The following is a 24,975-nucleotide window of genomic DNA, read 5'->3' as shown; positions in this document are numbered from 1 at the left end:
TGGGTGTGTCGCATTTATTGTTTTTGTTGTACAGAACCTATAGCAGGTCCCGTGCCAACTTTTAGAAACCCAATGAAAACGGGGGTTTCAGCCAAAAGCTCCGCGGCCGACGCAAAAAAATCCTGACGATTTGTTTCCGCGTTACCCGGTTTGCGAGGGTGGGGTGACAGTCTGCGGTAACAGGGATCACAGGGATGTGCCCTGACACCTCCAATCTCACAGGCCATGGCGCGTTGCAACCAATGTGGGAGCCGGCTTTAGCCGGCGATGCGCCGCGCGGGCGGCGCTCGATCTCAAGAGCAAAGGAGATACCAAGGCAGGCACCATGTGGGGCTCATGCAATCTGTTGACAGGCACTCTGCGGGTTCACCCTGAGAATGAAGGGAGGGAGGCCGTATCAAGGCCTCCAAGCGCTTGCCTTGGGTTTTGTGCTGTTGCCTAAATCGAGCGCCGCCCGCGCGGCGCATTCGCCGGCTCAAGCCGGCTCCTACATTGGTTGCAACGTGCCATGGCCTGTGGGGTCGGAGTTGTTAGCCTTGGTGGTTCGGCTTTGGATTTTTGTGGTTTCGGGGGCGCGCGTGGCTGACAACTCCACTCTCACAGGCCATGGCGCGTTGCAACCAATGTGGGAGCCGGCTTTAGCCGGCGATGCGCCGCGCGGGCGGCGCTCGATCTCAAGAGCAAAGGAGATACCAAGGCAGGCACCATGTGGGGCTCATGCAATCTGTTGACAGGCACTCTGCGGGTTCACCCTGAGAATGAAGGGAGGGAGGCCGTATCAAGGCCTCCAAGCGCTTGCCTTGGGTTTTGTGCTGTTGCCTAAATCGAGCGCCGCCCGCGCGGCGCATTCGCCGGCTCAAGCCGGCTCCTACATTGGTTGCAACGTGCCATGGCCTGTGGGGTCGGAGTTGTTAGCCTTGGTGGTTCGGCTTTGGATTTTTGTGGTTTCGGGGGCGCGCGTGGCTGACAACTCCACTCTCACAGGCCATGGCGCGTTGCAACCAATGTGGGAGCCGGCTTTAGCCGGCGATGCGCCGCGCGGGCGGCGCTCGATCTCAAGAGCAAAGGAGATACCAAGGCAGGCACCATGTGGGGCTCATGCAATCTGTTGACAGGCACTCTGCGGGTTCACCCTGAGAATGAAGGGAGGGAGGCCGTATCAAGGCCTCCAAGCGCTTGCCTTGGGTTTTGTGCTGTTGCCTAAATCGAGCGCCGCCCGCGCGGCGCATTCGCCGGCTCAAGCCGGCTCCTACATTGGTTGCAACGTGCCATGGCCTGTGGGGTCGGGGTTGTTAGCCTTGGTGGTTCGGCTTTGGATTTTTGTGGTTTCGGGGGCGCGCGTGGCTGACAACTCCACTCTCACAGGCCATGGCGCGTTGCAACCAATGTGGGAGCCGGCTTTAGCCGGCGATGCGCCGCGCGGGCGGCGCTCGATCTCAAGAGCAAAGGAGATACCAAGGCAGGCACCATGTGGGGCTCATGCAATCTGTTGACAGGCACTCTGCGGGTTCACCCTGAGAATGAAGGGAGGGAGGCCGTATCAAGGCCTCCAAGCGCTTGCCTTGGGTTTTGTGCTGTTGCCTAAATCGAGCGCCGCCCGCGCGGCGCATTCGCCGGCTCAAGCCGGCTCCTACATTGGTTGCAACGTGCCATGGCCTGTGGGGTCGGAGTTGTTAGCCTTGGTGGTTCGGCTTTGGATTTTTGTGGTTTCGGGGGGGCGCGTGGCTGACACCTCCACTCTCACAGGCCATGGCACGTTGCAACCAATGTGGGAGCCGGCTTTAGCCGGCGATGCGCCGCGCGGGCGGCGCTCGATCTCAAGAGCAAAGGAGATACCAAGGCAGGCACCATGTGGGGCTCATGCGATTTGTTGACAGGCACTCTGCGGGTTCACCCTGAGAATGAAGGGAGGGAGGCCGTATCAAGGCCTCCAAGCGCTTGCCTTGGGTTTTGTGCTGTTGCCTAGATCGAGCGCCGCCCGCGCGGCGCATTCGCCGGCTCAAGCCGGCTCCTACATTGGTTGCAACGTGCCATGGCCTGTGGGGTCGGGGTTGTTAGCCTTGGTGGTTCGGCTTTGGATTTTTGTGGTTTCGGGGGGGCGCGTGGCTGACACCTCCACTCTCACAGGCCATGGCACGTTGCAACCAATGTGGGAGCCGGCTTTAGCCGGCGATGCGCCGCGCGGGCGGCGCTCGATCTCAAGAGCAAAGGAGATACCAAGGCAGGCACCATGTGGGGCTCATGCAATCTGTTGACAGGCACTCTGCGGGTTCACCCTGAGAATGAAGGGGGAAAGGCCGTATCAAGGCCTCCAAGCGCTTGCCTTGGGTTTTGTGCTGTTGCCTAGATCGAGCGCCGCCCGCGCGGCGCATTCGCCGGCTCAAGCCGGCTCCCACATTTGTTGCAACGTGCCATGGCCTGTGGGGTTGGGGTTGTTAGCCTTGGTGGTTCGGCTTTGGATTTTTGTGGTTTCGGGGGGGCGCGTGGCTGACACCTCCACTCTCACAGGCCATGGCGCGTTGCAACCAATGTGGGAGCCGGCTTTAGCCGGCGATGCGCCGCGCGGGCGGCGCTCGATCTCAAGAGCAAAGGAGAAACCAAGGCAGGCACCATGTGGGGCTCATGCAATCTGTTGACAGGCACCCTACGGGTTCACCCTGAGAATGAAAGGGGGAAGGCCGTATCAAGGCTTCCAAGCGCTTGCCTTGGGTTTTGTGCTGTTGCCTAAATCGAGCGCCGCCCGCGCGGCGCATTCGCCGGCTCAAGCCGGCTCCTACATTGGTTGCAACGTGCCATGGCCTGTGGGGTCGGGGTTGTTAGCCTTGGTGGTTCGGCTTTGGATTTTTGTGGTTTCGGGGGGGCGCGTGGCTGACACCTCCACTCTCACAGGCCATGGCACGTTGCAACCAATGTAGGAGCCGGCTTTAGCCGGCGATGCGCCGCGCGGGCGGCGCTCGATCTCAAGAGCAAAAGAAAAACCAAGGCGGGCACCATGCGGCTCATGCGATCTGTTGCCAGGCACTCTAGAGGTGCACCATGAGAATGAAGAGGATCGCATCAAGGCCTCCAGGCGCTTGCCTTGGGTTTTGCGCTGTTGCGTAAATCGAGCGCCGCCCGCGCGGCGCATCGCCGGCTAAAGCCGGCTCCTACATTGGTTGCAACGTGCCATGGCCTGTGGGGTCGGGGTTGTTAGCCTTGGTGGTTCGGCTTTGGATTTTCGTGGGGTCGGTGGAGGGGATTGCGCGATTGCGCCAAGCCCATGCGGGTAGGAGGCGGTTAACGCCGCACCAACCGCAACCCCGCAATCACCACCGCAAACACCGCCAAACTCGCGCTGTACAACACCAACGCCGGGATCGCAAACACCAACGCCAACACCGCCAGCCACCACCCCGCCCGCCCCGGTGCCACAAACGCCACCACCGACGCCACCAACCCCACCCAGGCAATCACCCGAAAGTGAATCAGCAACCCCAGCCCCGAACGCATCTGGCATTCCCAGCGCGTGGCGGCATCGACGCACACGCCCACCCACTGCGGGTCTTCCATCAGGGCATAGCGCAACCCGTAGCTCGCCGCCAACCACAACGGCAGTAGCACAAGCAAGGCAATCAGCGGCAAACGGCGAGTCATGTCGCACTCCGAATCAATAAACGGCCCAGCATAAGCATCCAGCCCCTTGATGCAAGGCAAAACCGCCGCGCCGAACAACTTTGCAGCAATAAACTGCTACCTTCAAACTAGCCAAACAGAGCGTTTAAGGCACTAAATGCAGGGCCGCCGGGCACTTTGGTGTACTGCTGGTTGTCAGAGCCTGCGTATTTACTTTGGCATTTGCCTATTTTGGGGACACCGAAATGCTCCGAACCCTACGCTTGGCTGCCTTTCTCGGCGGCTTAATCCTGAGTGCGTCCGCAGCGGCGGTGGAGGTCGATGCCGCCAGCTACGGCTACCCCCTCACCAACCCTTTCGAGGCCACCATCGCCTCCACTCCGCCCGAGCTGCGCCCGGAACTGCCGCGCGATGAAGACATCAACCAGTCCGACTACAGCCTCAACCTGCGTCCAGAACGCGCGTTTATCCTGCCCGATAACTTCTGGCCCGTGAAAAAACTGCGCTACCGCCTGGCCCAGCAAAACCACGAAGCCCCGCTGATCTTCCTCATCGCCGGCACCGGTGCGCCCTACACCAGCAGCCTCAACGAATACCTGAAAAAGCTCTACTACAAGGCCGGCTACCACGTGGTGCAGCTGTCTTCGCCCACCAGCTACGACTTCATGAGCAGCGCCTCGCGCTTCGCCACTCCCGGCATCACCAAGGAAGACGCCGAAGACCTCTACCGCGTGATGCAAGCCGTGCGCGCCCAGCACCCCCGCCTGCCCGTGAGCGAGTACTACCTGACCGGCTACAGCCTCGGCGCCCTGGACGCCGCCTTTGTCGCGCACCTGGACGAAACCCGGCGCAGCTTCAACTTCAAGCGCGTATTGCTGCTCAACCCGCCGGTCAACCTCTACACCTCGATCAGCAACCTGGACAAACTGGTGCAAACCCAGGTGAAGGGCATCGACAACTCCACCACCTTCTATGAACTGGTATTGGCCAAGCTCACGCGCTACTTCCAGCAAAAAGGCTACGTCGACCTCAACGACGCCCTGCTCTACGACTTCCAACAGTCGCGCCAGCACCTGTCCAACGAGCAGATGGCCATGCTGATCGGCACCTCGTTCCGCTTCTCGGCCGCCGACATCGCCTTTACCTCAGACTTGATCAACCGCCGCGGCCTGATCACCCCGCCCAAGTTCCCGATCAGTGAAGGCACCAGCCTCGCGCCGTTTTTCAAACGTGCCTTGCAGTGCGACTTCGAGTGCTACCTGACCGATCAAGTAATCCCCATGTGGCGCGCGCGCACCGACGGCGGCAGCGTGCTGCAACTGGTCGACCAGGTGAGCCTCTACGCCCTGAAGGACTACCTGCACACCAGCCAGAAAATCGCCGTGATGCACAACGTCGACGACATGATCCTCGGCCCTGGCGACCTTGGCTTTTTGCGCAAAACCTTTGGCGACCGCCTGACCCTTTATCCGTATGGCGGGCACTGCGGCAATATCAATTACCGTGTCAACAGCGACGCGATGCTGGAGTTTTTCCGTGGTTAGGACGTCAACCTACTCTCTGCTGCTCGCAAGCCTGCTGTGCGCAGGCAATGCCCTGGCCGAAGACACCACCGGCCCCAGTGCCACCGCCATGCCCCAATCACGCTCCGGCGAACCGGTAAACACCTTGCCACAGCGCACCGTCGAGGCCGATGGCTTCACCGACCCGCTCAAGCAACTCAAATTCAACCCCGGCCTGGACCAGCGCGAATTCGAACGCTCAACCCTCACCGCCCTCAACGTCTACGACCCCCTGGAGTCGTGGAACCGGCGCGTGTACCACTTCAACTACCGCTTCGATCAATGGGTGTTCCTGCCGGTGGTGCATGGCTACACCTACGTCACCCCAGAACTCTTGCGCAAAGGCGTCAGCAATTTCTTCAACAACCTGGGCGACGTCACCAACCTGCTCAACAGCCTGCTGCAGCTCAAGGGCCAACGCTCGCTGGACATCACCGCCCGATTGCTGCTCAACACCACCGTCGGCGTCGCCGGCCTGTGGGACCCCGCCGCGAAGATGGGCATCCCGCGCCAGACCGAAGACTTCGGCCAAACCCTGGGCTTCTACGGCCTGCCGGGTGGTCCTTACCTGATGCTGCCGATCCTGGGCCCCTCCAACCTGCGCGACACCGGCGGCCTGGCGGTCGACTTCAGCGCAGAGTCGGCCATCAACTTTTTGAACGTATCGGACGTGAGCACCGACCACCCGGAAGTCTGGGTATTGCGCGCCATCGACCGGCGCTACAGCACCACATTCAAATACGGGCAAACGAACTCGCCGTTTGAATATGAAAAAGTGCGTTATGTGTATACCGAAGCGCGCAAACTGCAAATCGCCGAGTAAAACCCGGCGATCAAAAAATGCAATAACGCCTTGGCGCGCGACAATAGTCTGGCGCCAGGTTTAATAACGATATATCTCGCCGCTACATAGGAGCCTTATTAGCTCCTAAGCCTTTAATATCAAGGCCTCCAGCAAAAATACCGCCTGAAGCAGCCCACCCTTAAATAGCTGCCAGCTCCCTATACTTTGTGACTATATAAAAGTAATTATTCCTAGAGCCATTCGTTCTAACGGCAAAATCTTTAACCTTCTTAAGTGATAACAACGGGCCATTTCAGCCCGCCGAGAGAGCGCGCTCTACTCCCCCCCGCAAACCTACTCCAGACAAGACGGTGAAGCTCATGACGAAGATCATGGCAATCGTATTTCTAGGAGCGTTAACAGCAGGATGCAACGGCATTGTAAAACCCGAACTCGTGGGTAGCGATGCTTACTTCCAGGTCCATTCAGGCTTCCCCCTTCCCTACGTCTTCTTGGCTTCGGCCGTGCAGTGGAACGAAGACTACGCCGTCACGGCCAGCCACGTCCCCTTGCTCGCCAATGTGCAACACACCTGCAGCACCGGCTGCGACCTGGTGTTTTTCAAGCACAAAGCCCGCGGCTACCTCCCCCACTGGCGAGCCCCAAAAACCGGCGAACGCATCACCGCCGAAGGTGCCTCTCCGTACCTCGCCAGTGCCAGCGGCCAGGGCCGGGTGTACTCCACGCCCTTCTTCAACACCAACGACAACAGCGGCGACCGCTACGCCATCCACGACGCGCCGCTGATCAAAGGCATGTCCGGTGGCCCGGTCATAGCCGCAGACGGTAGCGTGGTCGGCATCAACATCGGCTACCACAGCATCACCCCCGAAGAACAAGCCAAACACGCCGGCATCAAGGACGCACAGCGCATCAGCGTGTTCCTGCCCTATGCCGTCATCCAGCGAGAATGGGTGATCCTGCAAGCGAAGCTACACCCACCCGAAGCCCCGAAATACGTCATCAAGTAACCTCGCCAACCAGCCACTTTGCACTGTGCAGATACTCGGCTTACCGACGACACCGCCGCGGCGGTCCCCCCATAGACCGCCGCAGCTTCCTGTAGGAGCCTGGCTCGCCAGCGATGCAGCCACCACAACCGCCCCATACTCCCCGCCGCCCGCGATAGGCCTGTCTTACCTTTAATGCCAAGGCCACTTACGAAACTCTGTAGATACCAACTTGCCCCTCATCGGGCAATTGCAATCCGCGCCTGGCTTGACAGCAACTTGAGGGGCTGCGCGGATCGCTTTTGTGGGGCCAAGCTTGTCGGGGCGCCGAACCGTCGCGATGCAGACACCATGGTGCATCTGGCAGAGCGCGGTGAAGCTATCGTGAGCAAGCTTCACTCCCACGCCGATCTCCGTTCACCTCGATATCGAGCCGTGAGCTTTTGATCCTGTGGGAGCTTTTGATCTTGTGGGAGCAAAGCTTGCTAGCGATGAAATCACCACGGTATAACGGGTTCGCCGCGACGCCTGAATCGCTGCAAGCTCTGCCACGCCGATCTGAACTCATCTCGAGTAGTGGGCTTTTAATCTTAGAACCACGCTTGCCTGCGATGAATTCAGCCAAGTGAGCCAGATGCACCACAGCGCCTGTATCACGACGGTTCGGCACCCCGACAAGCTTGATTCCTACCATTCCCATTCCTCGGTTGCTGGAGGCGATCATGGAAAGTAAGACTGTTTATCAGGCGGCCGACTGATCGCCCCATAGCCGCTGCCGAAGGCTGCGATGCGGCCCGCTAGGGGCGCCAACACTAATCTCAGTATTCCCACCCGCTTTGCGGTCGATCACAGCCTACCGGCAGCGGCATATTTGGATTTCTTGCGCGAAAGAGGTGTGTTTTCGCTCGTGGTAAAGGCGCAGGGCCAGTTATTGCTTGGCGGGATCGAGCCGTTTCTTGCGTCCACCCTTGCGCCCGCGTGCTCGTGCGGCGCAGAGACCTGCTTGGGTGCGCTCACGGATCAGGTCACGCTCAAACTCGGCCAAGGCACCAAACAGGTGAAACACCAGGCGACCGCCAGGTAACCCGATCACCGCCGACTGTCCAACAAACCTACGTTTGACGGACAGGGACGGGAGAACTAAAGTATCACTAGGTATTACCATGTGATAAGGAGTCAACTATGGCAACGTCTCTCAAGATCGACGACACGCTAAAAGCTCGCGTCCAGCACCTCGCCAGCCAGCGCCGCCGTTCGCCCCACTGGATTATGCTCGAAGCCATCCAGCAATACGTCGAGCGGGAGGAAGCCCGCGAGAGCTTCAAGAAGGAAGCCTTGGCATCTTGGGCGGCCTATCAGGAAACCGGGCGTCACCTGACCGGCCAGGAAGTGCGTACCTGGCTGAACACCTGGGGCACCGAAGACGAAAAGGCGGTGCCTGAGTGCCACAAGTAATCGTCACCGAAGGCGCGGCGCAAGGATTGGAGCGATGCCGACGGTTCTTGGCCGCAAAGGCCCCAGAAGCCGCGAAGCGGGCCGGTCAGACCATCGAACGGCAACTCTTGCTACTGGAAACAGCCCCCGATATTGGCCGGCCATTCCCTGAAATGCCAGAACTGCGCGAGTTGGTGATTTCTTTCGGGGATTCTGGCTATGTGGCCCTGTACCGCCACGAGCCGACCGCTGATGCGGTGTATATCTTGGCATTCCGACACCAGAAAGAGGCGGGCGACTGATTAGCATAAATGAATTCCGCCGACTGGCCACGAAGATGGATCAGCAGATGCAGCAGCTCGCCGGAGAAGGCGTCAGCGAGGCGCATGCCGTCATGATTGCATGATGGGACACGTGCCCGACCTGCATCGAAGTGGAAAGTAAGACTGTTTATCAGCCGCCCAACTGATCGCCCCGTAGCCGCTGCCGAAGGCTGCGATGCGGCCCGTAAGGGGCGCCAATACGAACCTCAGAATCCCACACCCGCTTGCCGCTCAATCGCAGCCCATCAGCAGCGGCAGATTTTGATTTCTTGCGCGAAAGAGGCACAAAGGTCATTCAGCGCGAAGCCTCCAACGCCAACTCCCCGCACAGCTAAACCCTACAAAGCCTCAGCAATACGAATGTTATTCAAAGGCACCCAACCAGACACACCATCCGAGACCCGAGTAGCCCAAAGCCAACCATTCAATTGACGCGTACCGATCAGGTGATCACCGATGACAACCTCCAACTCCCTGGCCGTGTAATCCTGCGTGACCATCCCGCTATCGATAATCTGCCCCGGCACCCAACCCGCCTTCTGCCCTGGTGCCGAACACAGATACCATTTATCCCAGCCTTCAGGCCCGTCGTATTGCTCACCCACTGAAACCCTGTCGCCAGCCTTCAAGGTGATCGGCTCAGGGTATTCACTGACGTGTGGCTGAATGGCAATGTAATGTTGATCAGGCATCATCTCTTCCTAACGACCTCCACCGGCCAGCACGGTCTGCCAGCGATACAGACACTACGTGCATCAGATCTACAGCGGCAATACCACCTAGGGGGCGTTCTGGCTAGCCGTGCCGACAGGGACTCCACGCCGATACCGTGCGGGCCACTCTCCTACGCGGGTGCTGATACACCAGTGCGGGCTACGGCCTCTGTCCCGCGCGTACTTATCCTAGCAAAAAGCCTGTGGCGGCTGCCCCTTCGGGACAGCCGCCACAGGCTTTTAGGAATTGAGACTCACCCCAGAACTTGAGCCGTACGCCCCCAAGTTTGCTGCGCGACAGCGCGGCGCCGGGGCGGCGGGCGGACGCCTACAGGGACGGCGGGGCTGGAAGCCGCTCTGCAAACGTTAATTCAGGCATGGCGAAAGCTTGCGGTTGTTGATCAGTTCGCGGCTCAAGCTGCCGCACAGCTGCGGCAGCTTGCCGGTGTGTTGGGCAATCTTGAGCAGGCGTTGGGCTTCCGCGTGCCCATAGGCAATGCTGCGCCGGGCCGATTCGAGAGCGGCCTGGCGCTGGCTTTCGCTCAGATGGGGCCAGGCGCTGAAGCCGATTTCCGCCAGCTCGCGATTGACGCCGATGCGCCAGGGGCCAAGCTGAAAGGCCTGGCTCAGGGCGTGGGCAAACTCGTCATCGAACTCTTGCAGGTAGAGTTTGCTGTGGGCCAAGCGCGCCCAGGTATAGGGCCAGCTGGGGCGTGCGGCGACCGCGGCGCGGAAAGCATCGAGGGCGGCATGGCGCGAGCTTGCTGCGGTAGGGGCCGCATAGGGCTGGCGGAATTGCTGCCAGCTGTGGATACGCCCGAGGCGGTCGAGGTAATCGCCATTGGCAACCGGGTACAGACTGGTAGCTCGCTGGGCGGCATCGTGGGCGATTTGCCAGGCACGGGCTTCGGGCTCGTTGCCGGCCTTTTCCCAGTCACTGATAAAGGCTTCAGCCTGGTAGCTGGCGATACCAGCCACGATCATGCAGGCCCCTGCAAATAACAGGACCATGGCCAACGGCAACACCAGCACGGCAGACACTTTTTGTGTGATGACGCTCACACTTTGCTCGCCTGCGGGCGAGTGCTGTTTCCGGCGGCTGAGCCGGTCGATGGATAGGCTGGGGTTCATGCGAAATGGCTCTGGGCGATTTCCCAGGGGATCTGTTTGACCAGGGCTTCTGCTTTGGCATCGCCAACGATGCGAGCGGCATGTTGCATGCCCTCGCTGAGCATGGGTGGGCGATGCTGCAGGTTGTGGGCATCGGTGGCGAGTATGGTAACTACACCTTGCGCCAGCAGCTCATGGGCAACTTCTTGGGCGGCCGGGCCAAAGCGGCCCGCCACCGATGAGGCCGTGACTTGCAGTAGGCAGCCCTGCTTCAGGAACGGCTTGAGGCTGGACGGCGTGCGCATGATGCCCTTGTTGCGTTCCGGGTGGGCGATCATCGGCACGATGTTGCGTTGCAGCAGCCAGGCGATCAGGCGTTCGGCGCCGAAGGGCACTTCACCATGGGGGAACTCGAGCAGCAGCACCTTCTTGCCCCGCCATTCGCCCAAGAAAGGAATAGCTCCCTGGCCAATGCCGACCATCAACTCCACGCCAAAGCGCACTTCTGCTGCAGCAGCAACCTGCAGAGAGATGTTTGCCCCTTGCAAGGCAGCGACAAACAAAGCCAACGCCGCCTGGATACTGGCGGGGCTGTTGTCGTAGCGGCCGGGGTGGATGTGCGGTGTGCAGACCAGGTGGGTGATGCCGTCCTGAACGGCCATGCGCGCCAGTGCCAGCGAGGCGTCGAGGTCAGGCGCACCGTCATCGATGCCGGGGAGCAGGTGGTTGTGAAGGTCGATCATGGTTGCTATTGAAACCCTTGGTTGTCTCGCGCCAGGGTGGCGTTTCTACAGGGTGGTGCGGGTTGCTCGTCGTTCCCGCAAAAGCGGGAACCCAGGTGCCACGCTGCTTCTGGATCCCCGCCTACGCGGGGATGACGACTAATTCAGAGTTTTCCCAGGGCAGGCTGTCACTCAGGCTTTCTTGGCGTTGCTGTAGCCGTAGTAGTCGTAATAACCGCCGTAGGTATAGCCATACTTCTTGGCTTTCTTGATATCGACCTGGTTGAGCACGATGCCGTTGATTGGCGCATTGTTCTGCAGCAACTGGCCGACGCCCTTCTCCACCAACGGGATGTGCGTGGAGTCTGACTTGATCACGTAGATCAGCGAGTTGGCAAAGGTCGACAGAACTACCGCGTCGCTCACCGCTTGGGTCGGCGGCGAGTCGATGATGATGCGCTGGTATTTGCTCTTGAGCACTTCGATGGCCTTGGCGAAGCGTGGCGACGAGAGCAGTTCCAGCGGGTTTGGCGGCACGGTGCCGGCGCTGATCATGTCAATGCCGTCGACATGCTTGATGCATTCCTCCAGCGTGGCGGTGCCGGCGATCAGGTTGGCCAGGCCGGGAGTACCAACCGGGAACTCGAAGCTCTTGGCCAAGGTCGGGCGGCGCAGGTCGGCATCGATCAGCAGCACTTTTTCCATCTGGCCGAGGGCGAAGGCCAGGTTGACCGAGACGGTACTCTTGCCTTCGCCGGGGATGGAGGAGGTGATGACCGTGACCTTGTGCGGGTGGTCGATGCCGGAGAGCACAACGCCCGTGCGAATGGTGCGGACCGACTCGGAGAAGGTCTTGTCCTTGTCGGTGGTGAACAGCCGCGCGAGGTCGCTGCGCTCCTGGCTCTTCATCAACGGCAGGATGCCAAGCACCGGAATGTTCAGGCGGCCTTCAACCTGCTCGGTGCTCTTGAAGGTATTGTTCAGCATGTCCAGCAGCAGGGCCAGGCCCACACCGATGCAGCCGGCCAGCAGGGCGGCGATGGCGACGATCAGCGATTTCTTCGGCTTGATTGGTTCAGACGGCACTACGGCCTGATCCACCACCCGGGCATTGGCGCTGTCCAGGTCGGAGGTGGCGGCGGTTTCCTTCAGTCGGGTCATGAAGGTGTCGTAGAGCGTGCGATTGCCATCCACCTCACGCTGCAGTTCACGCAGCTTGAACTCCTTGCGCGAGATGTCTTGGATCTGCGACTTGTTGGCGTTGAACGAGGCCTGCAGGGAATTTTCGTTGGCGGCGGCCAGCTGATAGTTGCGCTCGATACCGGCGACCACCTGCTCGACCTGACCGCGCAGGCTGGCGGAGGCGGCGTTCAGATCGGAGCGGGCGGCATCCAAGGCCGGGTGGCGCGCACCATAGCGGCGCGACAACTCTTCGAACTTGGCCTTGGCCTTGGCTTCTTCCGCCTTGAACTGCTGGATCAGCGGATGACCCAGCACAGCCGGAACGCTGGCCAGACGTTCCCAGCCACCGCCGCGCATGGCCTGGACCTGGCGGTACTGGCTTTCGGCTTCGGCGCGCTGGCGGCGCGCATCGATCATGCGCTCGCCGGTGAGGGACAGCTCGGCGGCGCTGATGGTGCCTACGCCATCCACATCGACCAGGCCTTCAGTTTCGCGATAGGCCTGCAGGCGGTCTTCTGCATCTTTCAATTTGGTGCGCAGCTCGCCCAGGCGGCTATTCATCCAGTTGGTGGCGGTCATGGACTTGTTCATGGTCGATTCCAGCTGGCTTTCGATGAAGCCGTTGGCCAGGGCATTGGCGGCGAGCGCAGCCGTGCGCGCATCGGCCATGTCCACCAGCACCTTGACCAGCTGGCTCTTGCCTTGCGGCTCAATGCTGATGCGCTCCATCAAGTCCTTGGTGACTGTATCGAAGATTTCCGCTTCGGTGAGGTCGACCCCCTCCTCCAAGTCACCGGGCAGGGTTGCCGGCACGATCTTGTTGAAGTCGAAGTTGGCCAGCAGGCCGCCGATGTCGATCAGCGGTTCGGGCTGCTGCCGCGGATCGAACTCGGGGTGGGTGGTCAGGTTCAGCTGACGCACCACGCGCTCGGCCAGGGAGCGCGACTTCAGCAGTCCGAACTGGGTTTGCAGGTATTCGCTGCCCGTCCCTTCGAGGCCGTAGACCTGCTCGATAGACACCACCTTGGCGGCTTTCTCCTCGATCATCAGGGTAGCTACGGCGCGGTAGATGGGCGTGATGGCGAAAACCGCGAGAGTCGCGACCATGCTGACGACCAGCACCAGGGTGAGGATGCTCCACTTTCTCAGCCAGATGGTCTGCCACAACTTCAGCAGGTCGATCTCGTCGTCGCCCTCATCCTGGCGCTGGGCGATCAGATTGCGCTCGATGATATGAGTGTTACTTTCCATGCTTGGGGAAACTCTGAAAAAGTTGAGGGCGCTCAGGCACCGATGGGGGGCAGGCCGCGCCATGCGACCTGTGCCCAGGCTCGCCGGGAGGACGGATTGATGCTTAGAAGAAACCCTGGTCGATGGTGATGGTGTCGCCGGGCATGACGTGGGTGTCGAGGGTGGCTGCCTCTGGGGTACGGTTGGCATCGTGGTCGTGGATGATGGTGATCTGGCCCTCCGAGGCGCGCTCGGTAAGGCCGCCGGCCAGGGCAACGGCACGCCGCAGCGTCAGGCCGGGCTGAAACGGGAAGCCACCAGGTTTTTTCACCTCGCCGCTGATGAAGAATTCGCGGTACAGCAGGACGCTGACCGATACGCGCGGGTCGACCAAATAGTCGCCCTTGAGCTTGTCGATGATCATCTGTTCGATCTCGGCAGCGGTTTTACCTTTGGCCTGGACTTCACCGATGAAGGGGTAGGAGAAGGTGCCGGCATCGGTAAGGCGGAGCGCTTCGAAGCTGAGATCCTGTTCGCCGAAGACATTGATGCGGATGACATCACCCGAAGCCAGTTTGTATTTGGAGTTGCCCTCTGCCTGCACGACGCTGCTGTTGATCAGCAGCATGCCAAGGATCAGGCTGAAAAAAATGCGAATGACCATGTGGCTCGGTTGCTCCTGAATATCTCGGGGTAAAAAGAGGGCGAAGCCCCCCTATATTCTACGGACGCAAGGTTACAGGCTGGCTGTGAGGCTGAGCGTGTAGATGTTGCGTTCGAAGCTTTCGTTAGGTGCGCTGGAGTCGTTTTCGGAATACTTGTAACCGACATCCACATCCAGCCAGCGGCGCATTTCATAGGTCAGACCGAGGCCGAAAGTATCGAACTTGTCGTCGCGCTTGATGTCCTGGTATTCCCGGTCACTGTAGGTGTAGCTGAAGTCGGAGCTCAGGCGGTCGAGCCACTCGTGCCCCCAGCTCAGAGTGGTGCTCTGGGACTCGATGGCGGAGGCGTTATCCTGACCTTCGTCGAGCCCGCGGCGCGTCTTCAGGTTGAAGGTCGAGTAGGTGCGTGGCTTCCAGCTGACACCCACTTCCCACATGCCGCCGCTCTTGTCGTCGATACTGGAGTCGTCGAAACGCTTCTTCTCGCCACCAATCTTGACGGTACCGCTGGTCTTGGCGGTTGCATCCAAAGTCAGACCGCCGAGCAGGGCGACGTTGTTGCTGTTGAGGCGGTCGTTGGAGACGTAGTCATACTCGGTGTAACGAGCTTCAACCAGGGCGCGGGTCTTGGGAGCCACGCGGTAGTAGAACGTGCTGCTAAGCGCGGTGGTGTCGCGCTCTTTGTCGGCATTGAGGTGGTTGCCGTTCTGGTATCGCAACTCCTGATATTTAGCGCCGAAATCGACCTGGGTACGGGCGCGCTCGGCGCCATAGGTGTACACGCCACCAAGGTTGCTGGTGCTGTACTTGTCGTTTTCGATGTTCTGCTCTTCCGAGACCGTCTCTTCAACCTTGTGATAGCCGCTGTTCAGCTTCAGACGGTTGCGCGCATCGAATTCAAACCCGGCATCTGCGGTCAGATGGTGATCGGTGTTGTCGTCTGTGTGGCTCGAATGAAAGATGTCGCTTTTGGCCAAGTAGGTCAGCGCGTACGCGCTCTTGCGGCCCTCGGCACCGAGTACGAAGGTCGGGGTGATGCCGGTAATCCAGGAGGATTCCTCGCTGTCTTCCACGGCCCGGAAGTTGTCGTCGTACCTTTCACTCACTTGCAGGGTGGGGGTGAAGGTCAGGCCATCGGACAGCTTGACGCTTTGCGGCTCAATGGCCCAGGCATTGATACAGAGCACAGCCGAAACGGCGGCAGCCGGTGAAGTTGCGTTGAATTTCTTGCTCATGCGAGAACCCAGTATTCCTTGATTTTGCCGGTGGAAAAGGCAAAAAAATGCCGGCGCACGGGGCACCAGCATTGGTGTTGATTCAGCTGAAGGTCAGCCGATTAGTTAGGGCTGGCAGGAGTGGCAGGAGTGGCAGGAGTGGCAGGACCGCCAGGACCGCCAGGTGTGGCAGGAGTGGCAGGAGTGGCAGGAGTGGCACCATGCCCTTTGCCGGAGCTGGTAGCAGCCGGAGCATTGGCGTTGCCGGCTACCTTGGAGTCCCGAGTGGCTTGGTCCGCGAAGGCCTGACCAGAGGCCAATGCTACCGCCAGGGAAAGGCTGAAAAGAGTTTTACGCATATCGAACGTCCTCGTTAGATGTTGCATGGAGTCTGCTCCTCTTCTGCTGAGAGTAGTGGGCAGTTTTGGGTGTTGTAAAAGTTGTTATTCATGCCCTGCCACTGACTGCATCCACTGCGCAACTGCAGAAGCCCCCCTAGATTCCGCGCGCACAGCGCTACGTAGCCCTGACGACTTGAGGCCCGCAGTGGCTGGCGTAGTGGGCGGTATCGAGGGAGAGGTCATGAAATTTGACAGGTTAATCCATTATTACCCGGCATCTTGCCTTGCTGACTCCTGGGTAACTTCTACAACTTTCGCCTTGCCAGAGTAAAGGTCCAGGCTCCAGAAACGCTACCGCCCCTTCACTGCGCAGCACGCTGTGAAGAAGGCAAATTGAGCTAAAGAGTAAATGGCAAGGCCCCAGGCTTGTATGCAACCTTTCGGGCGCTATCTTATACCCGCTACCCGGTCCATTTCGTGCGCGACTATACATCGTTGGAGAATTGACGCCAAGGGAACGACACCCCTCAGACTTTGCTTTAGCGTGCTGTTCAGGTAGGTGACTTGGCCAGCCGCTTACATCAAAGCGACAACCCCCGCCAAACCATGGTTATCAGCGGCAGAAGTCCCTACAATCACGGCCTTTAAATCCGCCTCGCGCGCTTTTGCTACTTGCCAGAAACCTAACGGATCAGCCCTACCCATGCCCCAACCCGCCAACCACCTCGACCGGTTCCTGCTTGCCGCAATTCTCTTTGTTTTGGTATGGCTGCCGCTGCCGCTAGGCAGTAATCGCGAATGGGCAGTTGGACTGTTCGCCCTGCTGATGGGCGGCCTGGGCGGCGTCTGGGCGATCGGCCAGCTGCGCGGCGCGGCAGCGCAAGGCAGCCGGAACAAGACACTTAGAGCCGCCCTGCCCCTGCTTGCACTGCTCCTGCTCAGCCAAGCCTGGGTCGCGGTGCAATGGCTAGCTGGGCTGAGCGTGGATAACGGGGCGACCTTGCAGTACCTGGTGCTCGGCCTGGCCTACTGCCTGCTGTTCCTGCTGGTGGTCAGCCTGTTCCATACCCGCAAACGTCTCAGCCTGCTGCTTGGCACACTGGTGGTCAGTGGCACCCTGCAGGCTTTTTTTGGCGCGTTCATGACCCTGTCCGGCGTGGAATGGCTACTGGCAGGTCCTAAAACCAGTTACGTCGGAGATGCCACAGGCACCTTCGTCAACCGTAACCACCTGGCGGGCTACCTGGAAATGACGCTGGCCTGCGGCATCGGTCTGCTGCTTGCCTTGCGTGATGGCCGCCCCTTCAGTTGGGTCAACTTCCTGGAGCTGCTGATGGGCCCCAAGGCGCGCTTGCGTCTGGCGTTAGTGGTGATGGTCATCGCGCTGGTCATGACCCACTCGCGGATGGGCAACAGCGCATTCTTCGCCAGTCTGCTTCTAGTGGGCGGTTTGTTTGTACTGCTGGAGAAGGAGCGCCGTCTGCGCAACAGCCTGATCCTCGCCAGCATCATCCTTATCGATGTATTGGTGATCAGCCAGTACTTCGGCCTGGAAAAGCTCAAAGACCGCGTGCTCAACACCCGCCTGAACGACGTGGTAGTCAATGGCGAAGTTGTCCAGCAGGCCAACGAAATCCGCGATGACGTCTTCAGCTACGCCATACCGCTGCTGCAGGAGCGGCCACTGGTAGGGCAAGGCGCAGGCAGCTTCGAAGCGGTATTCCCCAAATACCCTGGCGAGGACATCCGACTGCACTTTGACCATGCGCACAATGACTACCTTCAATTCGCTATCGAGTTCGGTCTATTGGGCAGCCTACCGCTGGCGGTCTTCATCCTGCTGGCCTTGTGGTATGCCCTCAGGGCGCAATGGCGGCGCGAATCGGTGTACCGCAGCGGGGTGGGCTTCGGCGCAAGCATGGGCATCATCGCCCTGCTGATCCACTCCAGCACCGACTTCAACCTGCAGATCCCGGCCAACGCGGCAACCCTGGTTGTGCTCTGTGCGATAGCCGTGCTCGCCGGCAGTCACAGCAACCCACGCCAGCGCAAAGAGCGAGCATAACAATGCGATCCATAAACCCCACCTTCTATGAGATGGGCTTTCTGTTTACCGTGGCATCTCTGGCGTGCAGTTCCACGGGCAACAGGGCTTCGTAGTCTTCTACCGAAGTGGCCAGCGGCAAGCGCTCAAGTGCGTGGCGCAGCCACGCATAAGGCTCTTGGCCGTTGGCTTTGGCTGTTTCCACCAGGCTATAAAGTTGAGCACTGACCCAGAGACAGCTCGGGATAGGTGCCGAGTGCCATGTTGATTCGGTTCTTCCTTGATTTTGCTGGATTTCAGGATCGAGTAGGAGGCGGATTCACATCCGCCGTCCTCTCACGCCACCGTACGTACGGTTCACCGAAGACAAACCGCGCCTTGGCCACGCCCTGCGGATAGGGCACCCATTCGCGGAACGAACGCGATACGTCCTGCCGCCTCTCCCCGTCTACGCAGGAGCTGCGCAGGGTGAGGGGATGCGCCAGGCGCAGCGCGTCTTGGGCATCGAGAAACTCGATGCGCAGAGGGCTGGTTTGCTCTGGCGACCGCCGCGGACGCTCATCAAGATACCCTCGCCTCAGCGTAAGCGTATTGTCGGTGCCAGTTGCCCCGTCACGTACCAGTAACGCATCTTCCTATCTCCGCTAGAGATCGAATAAGCGGTTCCATAAGCCGATCGACGTCCATCGACCCTGGGCGCCGCAATAGCTCATCAGGTCCCCTCTTCCCACTGGTATGACAGACGGTGCTGACATCCAGGCCCACGTCTTCGGTGTGGGTCGTCAAGTTCTTGTCGATGGCGTCTGCGTCGAGCTTGCTGCCGGGGTCGGCGCAGTTGGCATGGCCGAAGCCGAGCGCATGTCCGAGCTCGTGGGCAAAGGTCGCCGGCAAGCCCATTTGCGCGGCGAAAGCCGCGTGGGTGTCACGCCACACAATGATGAATTGGTCTTCGCTATAGGCGCGGCCCTGTCCGACGTTCTTGTAGTTTGTCCTTGCCGGCGTCAGCGCGCTCCAGATGACATCATCGTCAAAGTCGCTGTCGTCGGCGATCTCCTCGATGTCTTTGAGCAGTGCGTCCCACCCGGCATCTGAGCCCAGCCAGTGCTCGGTCCTGATCACGCCGCCGGGAATACCCGAGGGGTGGAGCACCAACCCAGCGTCCGGCACAGGGTATCGCACGAGCGCCCCGGCCAAGCTGTCGTAGTAGTCGTTGCGTAATTTCGGTGCCGGGAGCCCCATGTTGTCGTCGCGCACTAGGGGGGCGTTCTCATTTGAACTGAGCAGGTAAAGTCCGTAACCTCCAGTCGATTTGGAGCAGCGGATGAGCCGCCATAGGCTTCTTCATGATGATCAATGGGAGCGGATTAAGAATTTGTTGCCGGGCAAGGCCCATGATCGAGGCGTCACTGCCCGCGATAACCGTCAGTTTGTCGAAGCGGTACTCTGGATTGCTCGTACGGGTTCGCCGTGGCGTGATCTCCCGGAAACCTATGGTCATTGGCATAGAGTCTATGTGCGTTACAGTCGCTGGTCACGTAAAGGCGTTTGGGTACAGATGATGGATGCACTTGCTGCTGACGCTGACCTGGAGCACTTGATGGTGGATGGCAGCATAGTGCGAGTTCATCAGCACGGTGCGGCAAAAAAACAACCCAGGACATCGAGGCCACGGGCAAGTCCCGAGGGGGACTGAGCACCAAGATTCATGCGGCGTTCGATGCCCTGGGCAATCCGGTACGCTTGCTGTTAACGCCTGGACAAGCCTCGGAATATGGCCAGGCTGAAGCGTTGATCGAGGGTTTCACCTTCGAGGCCGTATTGGCTGACAAGGGTTATGACTCAGACGCTTTTGTTGAGGTCATCCAGCGTCGTGGCGCTGAGGCGATCATCCCCTCGAAAAAGAACCGCCTGAACCCTCGCAGCCTTGATCGACACATCTACAAGGCTCGCAACTTGGTGGAGCGCTTTTTCCAGAAGCTGAAGCAATTGCGCCGGATAGCAACACGGTACGAGCGACTGGCCAGGAACTACCAGTCGATGCTGTCCCTAGTGTGCTGTTTTCGAAATAATTTTTCTGCGGTCTTGGCTACACTCTCCCTATCATCCAGCGCTCGGGGGAACGCAAGTGAACGTCCAAGAGATTGTCCTCAGCCCAGAAGAGCAGGCCGAACTGAACCGCCGTGTACGCTCAGCCACCATCAGTCAGCGCGACGGCCGTCGCGCCCGAGTGATCCTGCTGGCAGCCCAAGGTTGTTCAAGGGTGGAAATCGCTCGTTTGACCGGTTTCTCACTCCCCACGATCACCTGTTGGTGCCAACGTTTTCAGACGCTGCGTCTAGAAGGCCTGCTCGACAAGCCCGGCCGCGGACGCAAATCCTCCCTTCCTACCGACACGGTCCGTCGCGTACTCGAACAGGTCACCAAGCCCCGTATTGGCGAGCCCCGCTGGAGCTGCCGAAGCATGGCCCGTGCCGCTGGCATCTCGGCGACCACCGTCCACAAGCTATGGGCTGCCAATGACTTGAAGCCTCATCTGACACGTACCTTCAAGGTGTCGAACGACCCGCAGTTCGAGGAAAAATTCTGGGATGTCATCGGGCTGTATCTGGCCCCGCCAGACAAGGCGTTGGTGCTCTGCTGCGACGAAAAAAGTCAGGTTCAAGCCTTGGAGCGCACCCAGCCCGGGCTGCCTTTGGGGATCGGTCATATCCAAACAAAATCCCATGATTACACTCGCCACGGCACGGTCACGCTGTTCGCGGCGCTGGATTATCTCCAGGGCAAACTGATCAGTAGCATCGAGCGCCAGCACCGCCATCAGGAGTGGTTGGCGTTCCTCAAGAAAATCAACAAGGAAACTCCCAAACACCTCCAGCTGCATCTGATCGTGGATAACTACGCGACGCACAAGCATGCAAAAGTGAAGGCTTGGCTGGCGAAACATCCGCGTTTCCATGTGCACTTCACGCCGACCTCAAGCTCCTGGATGAACATGGTCGAGCGGTTTTTCAGGGACACTACCGTGTTCTTGCGCGACGGTAGTTTCGGCTCTGTACGCGAGTTGGAAAGTTCGATTACCACCTTCCTGGCATTACGAAACGCGCAACCGACCCGGTACGTTTGGAACGCAAAGGGAGAGGAGATTTTGAACAAGATCCGGCGAGCACGCGATGTGATGGAAGCGCAGATGAATGGGTAAGCTATTTCGAAAACAGCACACTAGGGAGGCGCTGATTAATTCAATTTTTAGCAACCAAGGTGCCCTGGAAGCCTTGATTTATAAGGGTGGCAATTATGTGATTTTGAATTAATCAGCGTCTCCCTAGATTTCAGCCCCCATGACTACCTGACACTGACCTTACGGGGTGAGCCTGCACCTATTCCTTCGTCAGAGCAGCATAGGTCCCTAGCAGCGAAAGCAGATTTTCGAAATTGCACCAACACGGCATCCACCAGACCAAATCGAACTTATGGTTTCGATTTGTTTGTCGGGAATTCCCTCATTGATCAATCAGCTTGCGCTCATGCCTCATACGCTGCCGGCATTCGCTCCCCGCCCTCTCCAGGATGTCAGGATTGCTCCACATGCCTCGCCCATGGCGCCCCCTGTGCTGGCGCGCGGCACGGCATCTGCACCGGCATTTCCACCTGAACAGCACACGTCTCGGACTATTGGCGTGCGTCGCCATCCCGTGTTCGAAGCGTGTCCTTTAAAACTTACGACGAAGTCAGCTTCACCGCGCACGCCCATTCGGGCATCATAGCTCGCCGCGGACGGGTACCAGATCGCCATATCAAATCACAAACACTAAGTAACCAAAATATGAAAACCAAGGGTAAAAATTTCAGGGACGATATAAATGGACTTCGTGCTTGGGCCGTGCTTGCCGTCATCCTCTTCCATTTTGGGGTAAATGGATTTACCGGAGGTTTTGTCGGAGTCGATATATTCTTCGCCATATCGGGCTTTCTTATGACGGGCATAGTCGTAGAGGGTCTGGAACAAAGCAAGACGTCAAATTTTTCCGTTTTTAAGTTCTATATGGCGAGAGCGCGCCGAATTTTGCCAGCGCTAATCGTACTGTGCGCGGTGCTGCTAGTGCTTGGTTGGTGGACGTTACTGCCACTTGATTACAAAATGCTCGGAACTCATTCTTTATTCGGCGTTTCCTTCCTCTCCAACATTCAATTCTGGCGGGAAGCCGGCTACTTCGATACTCAATCCCACGACAAATGGCTGTTGCATACGTGGTCGCTTGCGGTGGAGTGGCAGTTTTACCTACTTCTTCCGTTAGTGCTTTTTGCTGTATGGAAGTGGCGGCCAAACCGTCAAGCCGTAACTTTGGTAATGCTAGTCGGCCTGATGGCATCAGTTGCCCTATCTGTAATCATCACGCCAATTAAGCCAAGTGCGGCCTTCTACCTGCTACCCACTCGCGCTTGGGAAATGTTAGCCGGAGGGCTGGTCTATCTGCTAGCGAACCGCCAAGTCCTGACTGCCAGCATGCGCGCTGCAATTGAAGCTGCCGGATTCGCACTAATTATCGGAGCCATCGTCGGATTTGATTCCTCATCAAGCTGGCCTGGCTGGCGAGCTTTGGTACCTGTAATTGGGACGTTACTGGTATTGTTGGCGGCTCGCTCCAGCTCATTCTGGACAGGCCACAAAGTGACACAGTGGCTGGGCACGCGTTCATATTCGTTGTATCTATGGCACTGGCCAATAGTGGTGGCCCTAGCCTATTTAGGACACCAGACAAATCCTGCATCCATCGCTATGGGATTAGGGCTGACATTAGTGCTCGGTCATCTTTCTTATCACCTCGTTGAGTCCCCAACTCGTCGTTACCTAAACAGCCTTAGCCTGAGCAAAGGCACTGCCATGCTATTTATTTGTACTATGACGGTAGCTGTGGTGGGTTTTGGTGTTGGTTTTAATCAGGGTATAAATGGGCGACTTGATCCACGGATTGAAGCCATTAGCCTCGAATCCCTGAATAAAAACCCTCGCAGGGATGAGTGCCTACTAATGACAGGGGTTGCATCGCCATCCTGTACCTTCGGAGGGAACGATTTAAAAGCAATTGTATTGGGAGACAGCCATGCTAATGCGACTATTTCTGCCGTAGTGTCAGCAGCACCATCGCCTAATATTGGAGTAATGGAGTGGTCGTACAGCGCTTGCCCCATAATTCAAGGGGTACATAGTTCAGAGCGTAAGCAATGTGGCGCATTCGTAGACTGGGCTATCCAAAAACTGGGCACAGTGCCTCACGATGTCCCTGTTGTGATCATCAATCGTCACGCTCAATTTGCTTTCGGTGCTAATGAAAATATAATCCAGAAAAACACTCCGCAAGTTTACTTTTCAAAGCCGTACCAGATGTCAGAACCAGAATTTCTCGAAGAGTATGCTAGAAATTTAACTAATACAGCATGCCAGATTGCGAAGGATCGCACGGTATACCTAGTTCGTCCAATTCCAGAAATGGGAATTGATGTCCCCACGAGTATGGCGCGAGCTGAATTATCAGGCACACATAAAGATATATACGTTACCCTTACCGATTACAGTAAACGTCAGTCGTTCATATGGCGTGCACAAGATGCCGCGCGTGACCAGTGTGGCGTGAAAATCCTAGATCCCCTACCATACCTATGCTCGGATGGACGCTGTTATGGGACCAGAAACAATCGACCATTGTATCGGGATGATGACCATCTAAGTGAGTATGGCAACAAAGTGCTTGTACCCATGTTCTCTGAGATTTTCAGGCACACGGACAATGACACTCCTCGAACGCTAACTGATGCGTCGTTGGCCCATTAAGGAGACGCTGAACAAATCACCGATTCATACCGAGCCCCATTTTCAAACCGGTTTTTTCGCCCTACCGGTCTTATTCCACGTTTCTGGGGTCGATTTCAGGCCCCATTTTGCTAATTAGCGGGCCAACCCCGCCTTTCAGACGGATTTATCCCGCCGTGCGCTGGAAATACCGCTTGGCCAGCATCAGATTGGCCAACCCGAACAGACTAAACAACTGCGCCGTGTTCTTTTCCAGCCCGCGGTAACGCACCTTGCGATGATTGAAGCGCACTTTGATCACTTGGAACGGATGCTCTACCTTGGCACGCAGTTGCGCCTTGGCGTATTCGATCTTGCGCTTGGCACTGTACAGCACGCTGTCTTTGCCGTGATGCTGGTAGCTGCTTGGCCGTGCTGCAATCGACCAGATAACGTCCCGTCCAGCATGCTCCGATCGCTTGGCCGCGCCGGTGTACCCAGCATCTCCCGAGACATAGGTTTCGGCACCGTGCAGCAGCTTGTCGACCTGGGTGACATCGGCCACGTTGGCCGCTGTCCCCACCAGGCTGTGCACCAGCCCCGACGTGGCGTCGACGCCAACGTGGGCCTTCATCCCAAAGTGCCACTGATTGCCTTTTTTGACCTGATGCATCTCAGGGTCGCGCTTGCCTTCTCGGTTCTTGACCGAGGGCGGTGCGGCGATCAGGGTGGCATCGACAATGGTGCCTTCCTTGAGCAACAGACCACGATTGGCCAGATGCTGGTTGATCGTTTCAAACAGCACCCGTGTCAGCTGATGGGTTTCCAGCAAGCGGCGAAAACGCAGCAAGGTAGTGGCGTCCGGTGCCGACTCGCGGCCCAGGTCAATGCCCATAAATCCACGAATGGCCTGGCTGTCGTAAACAGCATCTTCGGTACCTTCATCGGAGAAACCGAAACACTGCTGCACGACATACATGCGCAGCATGCGCGACAACCCAATCGCGGGGCGCCCGCGCCTGCCTGTGGTGTCGCCGTAGAACGGCGCCACCTGCGCCTCCAACTGCGCCCAGGGCACCAACTGCTCGATATCAGTCAGGAAACGATCGTGGCGCGTTCGCTTTTTCTTGCCGGCGTATTCGAGTTCGGAGAAGGGCTTCTGCATGTCGGGTAACGAGGCTCACGAAGAGGATGGCTGGCTGAAGGTGTGTAGTGTGCCAAGGGTCGGGGGCGGTTGGCTA

Annotated in this window: 17 protein-coding genes and 3 pseudogenes; 9 read left to right on the top strand and 11 right to left on the bottom strand. The window is 58.6% G+C overall.

Features of this window, described 5'->3' with window-relative positions:
- Nucleotides 1–3,276: 3,276 nt before the first annotated feature.
- The gene (locus AC3IX4_RS07090; protein WP_489259867.1) at nt 3,277–3,633 is read right to left on the bottom strand and encodes a hypothetical protein; all 357 of its coding nucleotides are present in this window, start codon (nt 3,631–3,633) and stop codon (nt 3,277–3,279) included.
- A 224-nt stretch (nt 3,634–3,857) separates the two neighbouring features.
- Here AC3IX4_RS07090 and AC3IX4_RS07085 point away from each other — a divergent pair, with 224 nt between their 5' ends.
- From AC3IX4_RS07085 to AC3IX4_RS07075, 3 genes are all read left to right on the top strand, one after another.
- Nucleotides 3,858–5,156 carry a serine/threonine protein kinase gene (locus AC3IX4_RS07085; protein WP_489259866.1) on the top strand — a complete coding sequence of 433 codons (1,299 nt, stop codon included), beginning with the start codon at nt 3,858–3,860 and terminating at the stop codon, nt 5,154–5,156.
- Nucleotides 5,157–5,244: 88 nt separating this feature from the next.
- On the top strand, nt 5,245–5,997 hold the full coding sequence (locus AC3IX4_RS07080; protein ID WP_489261236.1) for an MlaA family lipoprotein: 753 nt from the start codon (nt 5,245–5,247) through the stop codon (nt 5,995–5,997).
- A 341-nt stretch (nt 5,998–6,338) separates the two neighbouring features.
- Nucleotides 6,339–6,989 (top strand): trypsin-like peptidase domain-containing protein, encoded by a 651-nt coding sequence (locus AC3IX4_RS07075; RefSeq protein ID WP_489259865.1) that lies wholly within the window; start codon nt 6,339–6,341, stop codon nt 6,987–6,989.
- Between the two features lie 832 nt (nt 6,990–7,821).
- Here the strand turns inward: AC3IX4_RS07075 and AC3IX4_RS07070 are convergent.
- A pseudogene (locus AC3IX4_RS07070) lies at nt 7,822–8,046 on the bottom strand (recombinase family protein); the annotation flags it as partial.
- Nucleotides 8,047–8,150: 104 nt separating this feature from the next.
- Here AC3IX4_RS07070 and AC3IX4_RS07065 point away from each other — a divergent pair.
- Nucleotides 8,151–8,423, top strand: coding sequence for a CopG family ribbon-helix-helix protein (locus AC3IX4_RS07065; protein WP_489259864.1), 273 nt, complete (start codon nt 8,151–8,153; stop codon nt 8,421–8,423).
- Nucleotides 8,411–8,704 (top strand): type II toxin-antitoxin system RelE/ParE family toxin, encoded by a 294-nt coding sequence (locus tag AC3IX4_RS07060; RefSeq protein ID WP_489259863.1) that lies wholly within the window; start codon nt 8,411–8,413, stop codon nt 8,702–8,704. The genes AC3IX4_RS07065 and AC3IX4_RS07060 overlap by 13 nt, the downstream gene beginning before the upstream one ends.
- A gap of 359 nt (nt 8,705–9,063) precedes the next feature.
- On the opposite strand, the gene AC3IX4_RS07055 is transcribed toward AC3IX4_RS07060, so the two are convergent.
- The 6 genes from AC3IX4_RS07055 to AC3IX4_RS07030 all read right to left on the bottom strand — a co-directional run bounded on the left by AC3IX4_RS07055 (nt 9,064) and on the right by AC3IX4_RS07030 (nt 15,582).
- Nucleotides 9,064–9,417, bottom strand: coding sequence for an SH3 domain-containing protein (locus AC3IX4_RS07055; protein ID WP_489259862.1), 354 nt, complete (start codon nt 9,415–9,417; stop codon nt 9,064–9,066).
- A gap of 387 nt (nt 9,418–9,804) precedes the next feature.
- Nucleotides 9,805–10,569, bottom strand: coding sequence for a hypothetical protein (locus tag AC3IX4_RS07050; protein WP_489259861.1), 765 nt, complete (start codon nt 10,567–10,569; stop codon nt 9,805–9,807).
- Complete coding sequence (locus AC3IX4_RS07045) at nt 10,566–11,291, bottom strand: tyrosine-protein phosphatase (protein ID WP_489259860.1); 726 nt, start codon at nt 11,289–11,291, stop codon at nt 10,566–10,568. The genes AC3IX4_RS07050 and AC3IX4_RS07045 overlap by 4 nt, the downstream gene beginning before the upstream one ends.
- A 171-nt stretch (nt 11,292–11,462) precedes the next feature.
- Nucleotides 11,463–13,703, bottom strand: coding sequence for a GumC family protein (locus AC3IX4_RS07040; RefSeq protein WP_489259859.1), 2,241 nt, complete (start codon nt 13,701–13,703; stop codon nt 11,463–11,465).
- A 103-nt stretch (nt 13,704–13,806) separates the two neighbouring features.
- Nucleotides 13,807–14,346, bottom strand: a complete 540-nt coding sequence (locus tag AC3IX4_RS07035) for a polysaccharide biosynthesis/export family protein (protein ID WP_489259858.1) — start codon at nt 14,344–14,346, stop codon at nt 13,807–13,809.
- A gap of 72 nt (nt 14,347–14,418) precedes the next feature.
- Entirely contained in the window at nt 14,419–15,582 is a 1,164-nt protein-coding gene (locus AC3IX4_RS07030) for an outer membrane beta-barrel protein (protein ID WP_489259857.1), read from the bottom strand.
- Nucleotides 15,583–16,605: 1,023 nt separating this feature from the next.
- On the opposite strand from AC3IX4_RS07030, the gene AC3IX4_RS07025 reads away from it, so the two are divergent.
- Nucleotides 16,606–17,967 carry an O-antigen ligase family protein gene (locus AC3IX4_RS07025; protein WP_489259856.1) on the top strand — a complete coding sequence of 454 codons (1,362 nt, stop codon included), beginning with the start codon at nt 16,606–16,608 and terminating at the stop codon, nt 17,965–17,967.
- Nucleotides 17,968–18,012: 45 nt separating this feature from the next.
- Here the strand turns inward: AC3IX4_RS07025 and AC3IX4_RS07020 are convergent.
- Nucleotides 18,013–18,175: pseudogene (locus AC3IX4_RS07020) on the bottom strand (transposase domain-containing protein); the annotation flags it as partial.
- 383 nt (nt 18,176–18,558) lie between these two features.
- On the bottom strand, nt 18,559–19,200 hold the full coding sequence (locus AC3IX4_RS07015; protein ID WP_489259855.1) for a hypothetical protein: 642 nt from the start codon (nt 19,198–19,200) through the stop codon (nt 18,559–18,561).
- Between the two features lie 67 nt (nt 19,201–19,267).
- Here AC3IX4_RS07015 and AC3IX4_RS07010 point away from each other — a divergent pair.
- The 3 genes and pseudogenes from AC3IX4_RS07010 to AC3IX4_RS07000 form a co-directional block, all read left to right on the top strand.
- Nucleotides 19,268–19,998, top strand: a pseudogene (locus tag AC3IX4_RS07010) (IS5 family transposase); the annotation flags it as partial.
- 73 nt (nt 19,999–20,071) lie between these two features.
- A complete protein-coding gene (locus AC3IX4_RS07005; protein ID WP_489259854.1) occupies nt 20,072–21,145 on the top strand; it encodes an IS630 family transposase in 1,074 nt (357 codons plus the stop codon).
- Nucleotides 21,146–21,769: 624 nt separating this feature from the next.
- A complete protein-coding gene (locus tag AC3IX4_RS07000) occupies nt 21,770–23,776 on the top strand; it encodes an acyltransferase family protein (RefSeq protein ID WP_489259853.1) in 2,007 nt (668 codons plus the stop codon).
- Nucleotides 23,777–23,921: 145 nt separating this feature from the next.
- On the opposite strand, the gene AC3IX4_RS06995 is transcribed toward AC3IX4_RS07000, so the two are convergent.
- A complete protein-coding gene (locus AC3IX4_RS06995; protein WP_489259852.1) occupies nt 23,922–24,899 on the bottom strand; it encodes an IS5 family transposase in 978 nt (325 codons plus the stop codon).
- Between the last annotated feature and the right edge of the window lie 76 nt (nt 24,900–24,975).

It is taken from the genome of Pseudomonas sp. KH_021, assembly GCF_057838865.1.
This window is presented reverse-complemented; position numbering and strand designations above follow the sequence as displayed.

What these genes read in the sequence shown, in the direction of transcription:
- AC3IX4_RS07090 (WP_489259867.1), bottom strand. Translation starts at nt 3,633, where the DNA reads ATGACTCGCCGTTTGCCGCTGATTGCCTTGCTTGTGCTACTGCCGTTG.
- AC3IX4_RS07085 (WP_489259866.1), top strand. Translation starts at nt 3,858, where the DNA reads ATGCTCCGAACCCTACGCTTGGCTGCCTTTCTCGGCGGCTTAATCCTG.
- AC3IX4_RS07080 (WP_489261236.1), top strand. Translation starts at nt 5,245, where the DNA reads ATGCCCCAATCACGCTCCGGCGAACCGGTAAACACCTTGCCACAGCGC.
- AC3IX4_RS07075 (WP_489259865.1), top strand. Translation starts at nt 6,339, where the DNA reads ATGACGAAGATCATGGCAATCGTATTTCTAGGAGCGTTAACAGCAGGA.
- AC3IX4_RS07065 (WP_489259864.1), top strand. Translation starts at nt 8,151, where the DNA reads ATGGCAACGTCTCTCAAGATCGACGACACGCTAAAAGCTCGCGTCCAG.
- AC3IX4_RS07055 (WP_489259862.1), bottom strand. Translation starts at nt 9,417, where the DNA reads ATGCCTGATCAACATTACATTGCCATTCAGCCACACGTCAGTGAATAC.
- AC3IX4_RS07050 (WP_489259861.1), bottom strand. Translation starts at nt 10,569, where the DNA reads ATGAACCCCAGCCTATCCATCGACCGGCTCAGCCGCCGGAAACAGCAC.
- AC3IX4_RS07045 (WP_489259860.1), bottom strand. Translation starts at nt 11,291, where the DNA reads ATGATCGACCTTCACAACCACCTGCTCCCCGGCATCGATGACGGTGCG.
- AC3IX4_RS07040 (WP_489259859.1), bottom strand. Translation starts at nt 13,703, where the DNA reads ATGGAAAGTAACACTCATATCATCGAGCGCAATCTGATCGCCCAGCGC.
- AC3IX4_RS07035 (WP_489259858.1), bottom strand. Translation starts at nt 14,346, where the DNA reads ATGGTCATTCGCATTTTTTTCAGCCTGATCCTTGGCATGCTGCTGATC.
- AC3IX4_RS07030 (WP_489259857.1), bottom strand. Translation starts at nt 15,582, where the DNA reads ATGAGCAAGAAATTCAACGCAACTTCACCGGCTGCCGCCGTTTCGGCT.
- AC3IX4_RS07025 (WP_489259856.1), top strand. Translation starts at nt 16,606, where the DNA reads ATGCCCCAACCCGCCAACCACCTCGACCGGTTCCTGCTTGCCGCAATT.
- AC3IX4_RS07000 (WP_489259853.1), top strand. Translation starts at nt 21,770, where the DNA reads ATGAAAACCAAGGGTAAAAATTTCAGGGACGATATAAATGGACTTCGT.
- AC3IX4_RS06995 (WP_489259852.1), bottom strand. Translation starts at nt 24,899, where the DNA reads ATGCAGAAGCCCTTCTCCGAACTCGAATACGCCGGCAAGAAAAAGCGA.